10 protein-coding genes are annotated in these 12078 nt (G+C 63.9%); 5 read left to right on the top strand and 5 right to left on the bottom strand.

Features of this window, described 5'->3' with window-relative positions:
* Positions 1 to 326: 326 nt before the first annotated feature.
* Positions 327 to 3200 carry an excinuclease ABC subunit UvrA gene (gene uvrA / locus ABQJ48_RS16445; protein ID WP_367839065.1) on the top strand — a complete coding sequence of 958 codons (2874 nt, stop codon included), beginning with the start codon at positions 327 to 329 and terminating at the stop codon, positions 3198 to 3200.
* Positions 3201 to 3234: 34 nt separating this feature from the next.
* Complete coding sequence (locus ABQJ48_RS16450) at positions 3235 to 4320, top strand: AI-2E family transporter (RefSeq protein WP_367839066.1); 1086 nt, start codon at positions 3235 to 3237, stop codon at positions 4318 to 4320.
* Positions 4321 to 4360: 40 nt separating this feature from the next.
* On the opposite strand, the gene purU is transcribed toward ABQJ48_RS16450, so the two are convergent.
* The 5 genes from purU to ABQJ48_RS16475 form a co-directional block, all read right to left on the bottom strand.
* Entirely contained in the window at positions 4361 to 5230 is an 870-nt protein-coding gene (gene purU, locus ABQJ48_RS16455) for a formyltetrahydrofolate deformylase (RefSeq protein WP_367839067.1), read from the bottom strand.
* A 112-nt stretch (positions 5231 to 5342) separates the two neighbouring features.
* Positions 5343 to 6212: an NUDIX hydrolase gene (locus ABQJ48_RS16460; protein ID WP_367839068.1), complete on the bottom strand. Its 870-nt coding sequence runs from the start codon at positions 6210 to 6212 to the stop codon at positions 5343 to 5345.
* A 63-nt stretch (positions 6213 to 6275) separates the two neighbouring features.
* Positions 6276 to 6890 (bottom strand): LysE family translocator, encoded by a 615-nt coding sequence (locus ABQJ48_RS16465; protein WP_367839069.1) that lies wholly within the window; start codon positions 6888 to 6890, stop codon positions 6276 to 6278.
* 141 nt (positions 6891 to 7031) lie between these two features.
* Positions 7032 to 7598: an adenine phosphoribosyltransferase gene (locus ABQJ48_RS16470; protein ID WP_367839070.1), complete on the bottom strand. Its 567-nt coding sequence runs from the start codon at positions 7596 to 7598 to the stop codon at positions 7032 to 7034.
* Between the two features lie 153 nt (positions 7599 to 7751).
* On the bottom strand, positions 7752 to 9755 hold the full coding sequence (locus ABQJ48_RS16475; RefSeq protein ID WP_367839095.1) for a monovalent cation:proton antiporter family protein: 2004 nt from the start codon (positions 9753 to 9755) through the stop codon (positions 7752 to 7754).
* Positions 9756 to 9916: 161 nt separating this feature from the next.
* On the opposite strand from ABQJ48_RS16475, the gene kdsD reads away from it, so the two are divergent.
* Genes kdsD through lptC form a run of 3 tightly spaced genes read left to right on the top strand, consistent with a single transcriptional unit; the run spans position 9917 to position 12065 of the window.
* Positions 9917 to 10900 carry an arabinose 5-phosphate isomerase KdsD gene (kdsD, locus tag ABQJ48_RS16480; protein WP_367839071.1) on the top strand — a complete coding sequence of 328 codons (984 nt, stop codon included), beginning with the start codon at positions 9917 to 9919 and terminating at the stop codon, positions 10898 to 10900.
* A complete protein-coding gene (locus ABQJ48_RS16485; protein ID WP_367839072.1) occupies positions 10900 to 11460 on the top strand; it encodes a KdsC family phosphatase in 561 nt (186 codons plus the stop codon). The genes kdsD and ABQJ48_RS16485 overlap by 1 nt, the downstream gene beginning before the upstream one ends.
* Positions 11457 to 12065, top strand: a complete 609-nt coding sequence (gene lptC, locus ABQJ48_RS16490; RefSeq protein WP_367839073.1) for an LPS export ABC transporter periplasmic protein LptC — start codon at positions 11457 to 11459, stop codon at positions 12063 to 12065. Before ABQJ48_RS16485 ends, lptC begins: the two co-directional genes overlap by 4 nt.
* Positions 12066 to 12078: the final 13 nt, after the last annotated feature.

The raw sequence follows: 12078 nt of genomic DNA on the forward strand, positions 1-12078 counted from the left end.
TACGGGCGACCGGCGGGTGGCGAGCGGCTGCGGGAGGCCTGGCCATTGCGACGGCAATACCTGGCGCTTCACGCCGAAGGGGCACGACGCGGTTGGCGCGGCTGTCGCGCCGTCGGCCTCGCAGCACTGCGCTGGCGCTTCGCCGTGCCTTGTACTCGCCGAAAACGGCCCCAGTTAAACCGTCTTCCCGCGGCGCTAAACCGCTGCCTTACAGCTTGCCCCGTGCGCTGTTCCCGCTGTCAGGAAGCCGTAACGGCGGCCTTGAAAAGTCGTTATAGTAGCAGGTTTAGCCCCTTCCCCTTTCCGCCAGTTCATGGAATAAATCCGTGGAACAAATCCGTATTCGTGGGGCTCGCACCCACAACCTGAAGAACGTCAATCTGGACTTACCGCGTCACAAGCTCGTCGTCATCACGGGCCTTTCCGGCTCGGGCAAATCGTCGCTGGCATTCGACACGCTCTATGCGGAAGGACAGCGGCGCTACGTCGAAAGCCTCTCCGCCTACGCTCGCCAGTTCCTGCAGTTGATGGAAAAACCGGACGTCGATCTGATCGAAGGGCTGTCGCCGGCAATCTCCATCGAACAGAAAGCGACCTCGCATAATCCGCGCTCCACGGTCGGCACGGTCACCGAAATTCACGACTATCTGCGCTTGCTGTTCGCGCGAGTCGGCACGCCCTATTGTCCCGATCACGAGATTCCGCTGCAGGCGCAAAGCGTGTCGCAAATGGTCGACGCGGCCCTCGCGTTGCCGGAAGAGACGAAGCTGATGATCCTCGCGCCGGTGGTGGCGAACCGCAAGGGCGAACACGTCGAACTGTTCGAGGAGATGCAGGCGCAGGGCTTCATCCGTTTCCGGGTGCGCTCGGGCGGCGGCACCGCCAATGAAGGCGTTGCGAAGATCTTTGAAGTGGACTCGCTGCCGAAGCTGAAAAAGAACGACAAGCACACCATCGACGTGGTCGTCGACCGGCTGAAGGTGCGTCCTGACATGAAGCAGCGCCTCGCCGAATCGTTCGAAACGGCGCTGCGTCTCGCCGACGGCCGCGCGATCGCGTTTGAAATGGACACGGACAAGGAGCACTTGTTCAGCTCGAAGTTCGCCTGCCCGATCTGCTCATATTCGCTACAGGAACTCGAGCCGCGGCTCTTCTCGTTCAACAACCCGATGGGCGCCTGCCCGGAGTGCGACGGCCTCGGCCAGATCACCTTCTTCGATCCGAAGCGGGTGGTCGCGCATCCGTCGTTGTCGCTCGCGGCGGGCGCGGTGAAGGGCTGGGACCGGCGCAATCAGTTCTACTTCCAGATGCTGCAAAGTCTCGCGGCGTTCTACGAGTTCGACATCGACACCGCCGTCGAAGACCTGCCGGAAAAGGTCCGCAAGATCCTGCTGTTCGGTTCGGGCAAGCAGGAGATTCCGTTCTCGTACATCAACGAACGCGGCCGCACTTCCGTGCGCGAGCATGTGTTCGAAGGGATCATCCCGAATCTGGAGCGGCGTTATCGCGAGACCGATTCGGTCGCGGTGCGCGAAGAGCTCGCCAAGTATCAGAATAACCAGCCCTGCCCGGCTTGCGCCGGCACGCGCTTGCGCCGCGAAGCGCGCTTCGTGCGCATCGGCGCGGACGGCGACGCGCGCGGTATCTTCGAAATCAGCGGCTGGCCGTTGCGCGATGCGCTCGGCTATTTCCAGACGCTGCGGCTGGAAGGCTCCAAACGCGAGATCGCCGACAAGGTCGTGAAGGAAATCGTCGCGCGGCTGATGTTTCTGAACAACGTCGGGCTGGACTACCTGTCGCTCGAACGCAGCGCGGAAACGCTGTCGGGCGGCGAAGCGCAGCGCATTCGCCTTGCCTCGCAGATCGGCTCGGGGCTGACCGGCGTGATGTACGTGCTGGATGAGCCGTCGATCGGCCTGCATCAGCGCGACAACGACCGGCTCATCGCCACGCTCAAGCATCTGCGCGACCTGGGCAACTCGGTGATCGTCGTCGAGCACGACGAAGACATGATCCGCATGGCCGACTACGTGGTGGACATGGGCCCAGGCGCGGGCGAGCACGGCGGCATGGTGATCGCCGAGGGCACGCCCAAGCAGGTGCAGTCGAACGCGGCGTCCATGACCGGCCAGTACATGTCCGGCGCGCGCAACATCGAATACCCGGACGAGCGCAAGACGCCGGACGAGCGGCTGCTGCGCATCGTCGAGGCGCACGGCAACAATCTGCAACGCGTGTCGCTGGACCTGCCGGTCGGCCTGCTGACCTGCGTAACCGGCGTCTCCGGCTCGGGCAAGTCGACGCTGATCAACGACACGCTCTACCACGCGGTCGCGCATCACCTGTACGGCTCGGCCGCCGAGCCGGCGCCGTACGAGTCGATCGAAGGCCTCGAACATTTCGACAAGGTCATCAACGTCGACCAGTCGCCGATCGGCCGCACGCCGCGTTCGAACCCCGCTACCTACACGGGCCTCTTCACGCCGATCCGCGAGCTGTTCGCGGGCGTGCCGGCAGCCAAGGAACGCGGCTACGATCCGGGCCGCTTCTCGTTCAACGTAAAGGGCGGGCGTTGCGAAGCCTGTCAGGGCGACGGCGTGCTGAAGGTGGAAATGCACTTTCTGCCGGACGTGTACGTGCCTTGCGACGTCTGCCACGGCAAGCGCTACAACCGCGAGACGCTCGACGTTCAGTACAAGGGCAAAAATATCAGCGAAGTGCTCGACATGACCGTGGAGAACGCCTATGAGTTCTTCAAGCCCGTGCCGGTCGTCGCGCGCAAGCTGAAAACCTTGCTGGACGTGGGTCTGGGCTATATCCGCCTGGGCCAGTCGGCCACCACGCTGTCGGGTGGCGAGGCGCAGCGGGTCAAACTATCTCTGGAACTGAGCAAGCGCGACACGGGTCGCACGCTATACATTCTTGACGAACCGACCACCGGCCTGCACTTTCACGACATCTCGCTGTTGCTGGAAGTGATCCATCGTTTACGCGACCAGGGTAATACCGTCGTGATCATCGAGCATAATCTCGATGTAATCAAAACAGCCGACTGGGTCATCGACCTCGGTCCCGAAGGCGGAGCGGGCGGCGGGCAGATCATCGCTCAAGGCACACCCGAGCAGATTGCGAAGTCGAAGGCAAGTTTTACCGGCAAATATCTGGCACCGATGCTGAAGCGGGCCGCCGCCAAAAAGTAACGCTGCACAACACGGGTTGGAGACGGAAAAACTCATGGCCAAGCGGAATCAGGCGCGCGACGACGGGCAAGTGCAGGACCTACGCCCACGCCCGGTCAGGCTGACTAGCGATATGAGCCTGCCGCAACTGTCGGCAGTCGAAATCGGAAGTTACGTTGTGATGCTGGTCGGCATGTGGGCGGTGATCGAACTCAAGCTGCTCGGCGCGCTGCTCGCCGGACTGCTCGTGTTCCAGCTCGTGCATCTGATCGCGCCGCGCATCGAGCGCCACATGTCCAGCAAGCGGGCGCGCTGGCTTGCCGTGGTGATCCTGTCGGCGGTGATCGTGGGCGCGCTCACGGGGCTCACGCTCGGCATCATCGAGCATTTCGAGAACGACGTGCCGAGCGTGCAGAATCTGCTCGACCAGGCCATGCAGCTGATCCACCAGGCGCGCGGCCGGATTCCCCAATTCATCGCCAACTCGTTGCCGGTCGACACCGAGCAAATGAAGGCCAAGGCCGAAGAGTTGATGCACACGCACGCCAACATGTTGCAGCGAAGCGGCACGACCGCGGCGCGCGGCTTCACGCACATCCTGATCGGCATGATCATCGGCGCGATCGTCGCGGTCGGCGCACAGAAGCAAATGCACCGGCTGCCGCTGTCCACGGCCTTCGTCACGCGCGTCACGCGTTTTGCCGACGCGTTTCGCCGCATCGTGTTCGCACAGGTGAAGATTTCCGCAATCAACGCGATCTTCACCGCCATTTACCTGCTGGTCATCCTGCCGATCGTTCACGACCCGTTGCCGCTGTCGAAAACCCTCGTGCTGCTGACGTTCATCATCGGCTTGCTGCCGGTGATCGGCAACCTGATCTCGAACACGATCATCGTCGCGGTGGCGCTGTCGGTGAGCTTTCCGGCGGCGGTCATGTCGCTCATATTTCTGATCCTGATTCACAAACTCGAGTACTTTTTGAACGCGCGCATCGTCGGCGGGCAGATCGAGGCGCGCGCGTGGGAATTGCTGATCGCCATGCTCGTCATGGAAGCGGCGTTCGGCATCCCGGGGGTCGTCGCGGCGCCCATCTTCTATGCGTATATCAAACGGGAACTGATCTACTTGCGGCTGGTGTGAGCTTCGCGACACGCTGCCCGGGCGCTGACGGGCCCTCGAACTATTTGAAGACCACCGTCTTGCTGCCGTTCAACACGACGCGATGCTCCACATGCCACTTCACCGCACGCGCGAGCGTCACGCACTCGACGTCGCGGCCGATCGCCGTCAACTGCTCCGGCGTCATGCTGTGGTCGACACGCTCCACTTCCTGCTCGATGATCGGACCTTCGTCGAGATCCGTCGTCACATAATGCGCGGTTGCGCCGATCAGCTTCACGCCGCGGTCGAACGCCTGGTAGTACGGCTTCGCGCCCTTGAAGCTCGGCAGGAACGAGTGATGGATGTTGATCGCGCGGCCGGCCAACGCTTCGCACAGCTTCGGCGACAAAATCTGCATGTAGCGCGCGAGCACCACCAGATCCGCCCGATGCTCGTCGATCACTTCCAGCACGCGCGCTTCCTGCGCGGCCTTCGCCTCCGGTGTGCTGCTCAGTAGCGGGAAGTGATGGAATGGAACGTCGTAGCTGGCGGCGAGCTGATAGAACTCCTTGTGGTTCGAGATGATCGCCGCAATCTCGATGGCCAGTTGACCGGTGCGGTAACGGAACAGCAGATCGTTCAGGCAGTGGCCGATCTTCGACACCATGATGACCACGCGCGGCTTGAGCGACGCGTCGTGCAACTCCCAGCGCATGCCGAACTGGGCGGCAAGCTCCGCGAACGACTCGCGTAACGCGTCCAGCCCCGGATCGCCGCCCACCTGCTGAAAATGCACGCGCATGAAGAACTCGCCGGTGCGGCTGTCGCCGAACTGGGCGGAGTCGAGAATATTGCTGCCACGCTCGAACAGAAAGCCCGACACGGCGTGAACGATGCCGGGCCGGTCGGCGCACGACAGTTTGAGAATAAAGCTGTGATCGGTCGACATGACCTGGGTGACTCCCTTCTTCAATGCGTAGATTGTTCAGTCTGTATTGCTGGGCACTGTGTGCCGCGGGCGCTCGTCGCGCGAGTGCACGGCCTACCGTTGATGCAAGCTCCTACGGGAGCGCCGGCGGCGCAAACAACGATTGAATGCCTTCACACGCGTATTCATCGATCCACCGGCGGCGCAGCAGGCAATCCAGCGTGGCGAGACTCGCGTCCACCGTCAACGCGCCCTCTTCGATCCAGCGCGCCACTTCGTCGACGCGCGCGAGCCGGTGTTCACCCACTTCGCCGTCCTGATTGCGCGGCGCGAAATCGGCCGGCAGCGCGAGGTCGTAAATGAACACCTGCTCTGCCTGCGTGCCTTCCGGCAACGATTGCAGCACGTGCGCGGTGCGTCCCGCCACAGCGCGCACGGCGATCTCCTCGGGGATGCCGGCCTCTTCCCAGCACTCCTTGATGATCGTCGCCTCGATGCTAAAGCCCCAACCGATCCCGCCCGCGACCACATTGTCGAGCATGCCGGGGTCGGTGGCCTTCGTGTCGCTGCGGCGCGCGATCCACAATTGCGGCGCGCCTTCCGGGTATTCTACGACGCCGTTCAGATGCACCGCGTAGGTCATCGTTCCGAAGAAGCGTGACGCGGCGCGTTCGATGTACGCGAGCGGCGGTTCATCGAACGCATTACGGATCGCGTAGGTCTCGTCGCGCCAGCCGGGGATGCGGCCTTCGGCGGCGAGCGCACCGATCACCGAGCCGAGCGCCGCGCTGCGCAGATCGACGGTATTGAACGCAGCCCTGAGCGTCACGCGGCTGCGGTGATCACTGTCGTGACCGCTATAGAACTCGAACACATCGGGCCAGCGCTCGAGCAACGGCACGTCGGTCGCGCGGATCCAGCCGACCTGTTCGGCACCGATCCAGAACGGCCAATGCGCGGTGACGTCGAACCGACGCGCGGCGGTGATGCACGGCAAGCTCATCTGCAGCTCCAGCTGATTTTTCTGTCTGCGCGGGCGGTGGGCCCGCACGCTGAACCCATCACGTCAGTCGCGCAACGCGACGCGAATTCCAATGGCGATGAACGTAGCGCCCGCCAGGCGGTCGAGCCACACGCCCACGCGCGGCCGGCGCTTGAGCCAGCCGCCAATGATCCCCGCGCACACGCCGAATAGCGAAAACACCACCACGGTCTGCGTCATGAACAGCACGCCGAGTTCGAGCATCTGCACGGTGACGCTTTGCGCGCCGCGAGGCTGCACGAACTGGGGCAGAAATACGACGAAGAACAGCGTCACCTTGGGGTTGAGCAGATTGCCGAGCACGCTCTGGCGAAACACCGTCATTAACGGCTGCGGTGCGCGCTGATGCGCGGTCGCAAGCCCCTGGCTGCGCAGCGCCTTGATGCCGATCCACACCAGATACCCGGCGCCGGCCAGCTTGATCGCCTGGAACGCGAGCGGCGACGAGCGCAGCAGCGCCGCGACGCCGAGCGCGGCCAGCGTCGTGTGAAACGTGATGCCGGCCGCGAAGCCGAGTGCGGCGACAAGACCCGCCGCGCGGCCCTGCGAGATGCCGCGGGCGAGCACTTGCAGATTGTCCGGGCCGGGGGCCACGGTAATTGCGATCGACGTAGCGAGGAACAGCAGGAAGTTGGGCATGGTTGTTACCTTCTTCGTGTGCGGCCGAATGTGCTGAGAAACGCGCGTGGGATCGCGTGCGGCCAAACGTGTGACGAACCGTATGGCAAAACGCGCAGCGAATCGCCCATCGACACGCGTATCGGAACGCGCCGATCCGCTTCAATGACCGCCGAAGCTCGTCGCCGTGTAGAGTGCGAGCCCGCCGTCGCGCAGCAGCTTCGAGCCGCCCAGATCGGGCAGATCGACAATCGCCGCACCTTCCACGACCACGGCGCCGAGCCGTTCGAGCAGCATCTTGCCGGCCATCATCGTGCCGCCGGTGGCGATCAGATCGTCGATGATGACGACCCGGTCGCCGGGCTCGCATGCGTCCTCGTGAACCTCGACGGTGGCTGTGCCGTATTCGAGCTCGTACGATTGCGCGAACCGCTTGTAAGGCAGCTTGCCCGACTTGCGAATCGGGATGAAACCGAGGTTCAACTCATAGGCGAGGATCGGTCCGATGATGAAGCCGCGCGCATCCAGCCCGGCGATGTAGTCGAGCTTCGCGTCGATATAGCGCTGCACGAACAGGTCGATCAGCACGCGCAGCGATCTGGGCTCGCGCAGCAGCGGCGTAATGTCGCGAAACTGCACGCCCGGCTGCGGCCAGTCGGGCACCGTGCGGATGTGGCTTTTGATGTAGTCGGCCGCATCGAGCGGCGCGCTCATGAGCGCGTTGGACATGATGTCTCCGGGTGGACCTCGACAGGTCCGGTGAAAAGCTGATTCGCGGTGCTCCATGCCAGCTGGACTGCAAACGCGATGCAGCACCAACGGCCACGGGCCAGCCAAACCGGGCCGCGCCTCGCGCTTTTGAAGCATCTTGCGACCGACCCGCTAGGCCGCGGCCGCACCCGCCCGACGATGTTTCGAAAGCCGTTCTTCGGCCACCGCCAGTTGTTCCGGCATCCCGCGCAGCACCACGATATCGCTCGCGCGCAGCTTGGTGGACGGGTCCGGCTCGACGCCGCGAATGCCATGCCGGCGAATCGCCGTCACTTCGACTCCCAGCTCGAACAGCCCCAGCTCCGCCAGCGTGCGACCCACCGCGTCGGCGTTGGCATCGACCGGCACCGATTGTAGCCGCACCTGTTCGTGACCGTCGTCGTCGTCGATGTCGTCGGCGCCGTGGAAATAGCCGCGCAGCAACGCATAGCGCTCGTCGCGCATCTCCTCCACGCGCCGCACCACTCGCCGCATCGGCACGCCCATCACCACCAGCGTATGCGAGGCCAGCATCAGACTGCCTTCGACGATTTCCGGAATCACTTCCGTCGCGCCGGCGGCCAGCAGCTTTTCGAGATCTGCGTCGTCGACGGTGCGCACGATCACCGGCAGCGTCGGCTCAAGTTCGTGGATGTTGTGCAGCACGCGCAATGCCGAGGGCGTGTTCGCGTAGGTGATCGCGATCGTCGCCGCGCGATGGATACCGGCGGCGAGCAACGACTCGCGCCGCCCGGCGTCGCCGAACACGACCGATTCGCCCGCCGCGGCCGCCGCCGACACGCGATCGGGATCGAGGTCCAGCGCGACGTACGACAAACCTTCGTGCTCGAGCATGCGCGCCAGGTTCTGGCCGGAGCGGCCGTAGCCGCAAATGATCACGTGACCGCTTTGCTTGAGGCTTTGCGTCGCGATACGCGTCATCTGCAACGACTGCATCATCCATTCAGTCGACGAAAGCCGCAGCACGATACGGTCCGCGTTCTGGATCAGAAACGGCGCGGCCAGCATCGACAGCAGCATCGCCGCGAGAATGGCCTGCAACAGCGTGGCGTCGACCAGATGCCTGTCGAGGATCAGATTCAGCAGCACGAAGCCGAACTCGCCGGCTTGCGCAAGGCCGATACCGGTGCGCATCGCCACACCTGGCGACGCGCCGAACAGCCGCGACAAGCCCGTGATCATCACCGCCTTGAGCAGCAGCGGGCCGACCAGGAAGCCCAGCACGACGAGCGGATGCTTCCAGATCACGAGCGGATTGAGCAGCATCCCGGTGGTCACGAAGAAGAGGCCGAGCAGTACGTCGCGAAACGGCTTGATGTCCTCTTCCACCTGATGCCGGTACGGCGTCTCGGCGATCAACATGCCGGCAATGAATGCGCCGAGCGCGAGCGACAGTCCGAACTTGTCCGTGATGAACGCCGAGCCGAGCGTCACCAGCAACAGATTGAGAATGAAGAGTTCCTGCGAACGACGCCGCGCGACCACGTTGAACCAGCGCGTCATGAAGCGCTGCCCGACGATCAGCAGTAGCGCCAATGCCACCACGATCTTGATGGCGGCGACACCGAGCGCGCTGACGAGATCTTCCGACTTGCCGCCGAGCGCCGCGATGATGATCAACAGCGGCACCACCGCCAGGTCCTGGAAGAGCAGGACCCCGAAGATATTGCGGCCGTGCTCCGTTTCGATTTCGAGCCGCTCTGCCAGCATCTTGCTGACGATCGCCGTCGACGACATCGCCAGCGCGCCGCCCAGCGCCACGCTCGCCTGCCATGTGATATGCACCCAGCGCTCGAGCAGGAAACCGAGCGACACCGCCACGGCGATCGTGCCGATCACCTGCAACAGGCCGAGTCCGAATACCAGCCGGCGCATCGAGCGCAGCTTGGCAAGCGAGAACTCGAGCCCAATCGAAAACATCAGGAACACCACGCCGAATTCGGCGAGGTTTTGCGCGCCGGCCGAATCGGGAATCAAACCCAACGCGTGCGGCCCGACGACGATGCCGACCGTCAGATAACCGAGCATCGGCGGGAGATTCAGAAAGCGAAATACGACCACGCCCGCTACCGATGCCAGCAACAGGAACAACGTCATCTCGAGCGGGGAAATCATCGGCAAAAACGCATCGGTAAAGCGTCCTCGTTCGTCAGCGGAACCGCGCACGGGAAGCGCCGTGCGACAAGGTTGAGGGGCCGGTAAAAAGGCTGATGAAGGTAGCGGCTTGGCACGGCAGGCCCGGCGCGGCGAACAGGCGCCTTTGCTATACTCCGCGCATGATAGCGAAAATCAATGGCGACCGGGCACTCATGCTCGCTCGCGACGTGCTCGACATCGAGGCGGACGCCGTGCGCGCCCTGCGCGAACAACTCGACGATGGCTTCGTAGGGGCAGTGGATTTCATCCTGGGCTGCCGTGGGCGGGTGGTCGTCTCCGGCATCGGCAAATCCGGCCATGTGGCCCGCAAGCTCGCGGCCACCCTGGCCAGCACCGGCACTCCCGCGTTTTTTGTGCATCCGGCGGAAGCCAGCCATGGCGACCTCGGCATGGTCACGCAAGACGACGTGTTCCTCGCACTATCCAATTCCGGCGAAACCGAAGAACTCGTGGCGATCCTGCCGCTCATCAAGCGGCTCGGCGCGAAGCTGATCGCGATGACCGGACGCCCGTCGTCGAGCCTCGCGCAACTGGCCGACGTGCATCTGAATTCCGCCGTGGCGAAAGAAGCCTGCCCGATGAATCTCGCGCCGACCGCCAGCACCACCGCCGCGCTCGCGCTCGGCGATGCGCTCGCGGTCGCGGTGCTCGACGCACGCGGCTTCGGTCGCGACGATTTCGCGCGCTCGCATCCCGGCGGCGCGCTTGGCCGGCGCCTGCTCACCTACGTACGCGACGTGATGCGCACCGGAGAACAGGTGCCGATGGTCGCGCCCGAGGCCACGGTGCGCGACGCGCTGTTCCAGCTGACCGCCAAGCGCATGGGCATGACCGCGATCGTCGACCACGACGGCCGCGTCACCGGCATTTTCACCGACGGCGACTTGCGCCGCGTGCTCGAACGCGACGGCGATTTCCGCCAGCTGTCGATCGTCTCCGTGATGACCGCCGGCCCGCGCACCATCGGCCCGGACCAGCTCGCGGTGGAAGCGGTGGAACTGATGGAGCGCTTCCGCATCAATCAGATGCTGGTCGTCGACGAGGCAGGCAAGCTGATCGGCGCACTCAACATGCACGACCTGTTCTCGAAGAAGGTGATCTGATGGCCATCGCCCCTCCTACCGCGACCGAACGCGCAAGCCGCGTGAGGCTGATGATTTTCGACGTCGACGGCGTGCTGACCGACGGCGGCCTTCTGTTCACGGCGGAAGGCGACACGATGAAGGGCTTCAACTCGATGGACGGCCACGGCATGAAGCTGCTGCGCCAGGCCGGCATCGAAACGGCGATCATCACCGGGCGCAAGTCGGGCATCGTCGCGGCGCGCGCAAAGGAAATGAACATCACGCACGTTTATCAAGGCGTGCAGGACAAGCCCGAGGCGTTTGCCGACCTTTTGAAGCAAACCGGTATGCGTGCGGAAGAATGCGGCTACATGGGCGACGACTGGGTCGACCTCGCGGTGATGCTGAAAGTCGGCTTTGCGGCAGCGCCGGCCAATTCGCATCCGGAAGTGATCGCGCGCGCTCACTGGGTCAGTGAAGCGCGCGGCGGCCACGGCGCCGCGCGTGAAGTCTGCGACGCGCTGCTGCGCGCCCAGCACAAGTATGAGGCGCTGCTCGCCGCTGCCTGCAGCGGCGAACAACGGGGCCTCGTCGGATGAACCAGTTCCGGCTGACGTCACTGATTCCGCTCGTGGCGATGGCCGCGCTCGCCGGTATCACATGGTGGCTCCTGCAAGCCACACTGCCACGGCAGAACGAAAGCGCGCCCCACCGGAAGGAACACACGCCCGACTACTTTGCGGACAATTTCTCGGTTTCCGAACTCGATCAATCGGGCGCGACGCAATACCGGCTGAACGCACAATCGCTGGTTCATTATGAAGACGACGAACTGAGCGATCTGGTCAAGCCGGCCATGCGCGCATTCCAGCCCGGCAAGCCGATCGTCACCGCGACCGGCGACACCGGCAAGGTGAACGCGGACGCATCGATCGTCGACCTCTACGGCAATGCGCGCATCTTGCGGGCTCCCGGCAACGGCGATCCGCAGATGCAGGCAGATTCGGAGCATTTTAGGGTGCTGGTCAACGACGATGTGATCGAGACCGAAAAGCCGGTTAAACTTCAGCGCGGCATGTCAGTGATGACTGCCAGCGGCATGAACTACAACAACGTCACCCGGGTGATGCAGCTGTTCGGCAACGTGAGAGGCGCCATCGCCGCGTCCGACGCCGGCGGCGGCTCGCCCAAGCAACCCGGGTAATCTATTCCAGGCG

This window comes from Paraburkholderia suaedae, from assembly GCF_040812055.1.
Lineage (GTDB): Bacteria > Pseudomonadota > Gammaproteobacteria > Burkholderiales > Burkholderiaceae > Paraburkholderia.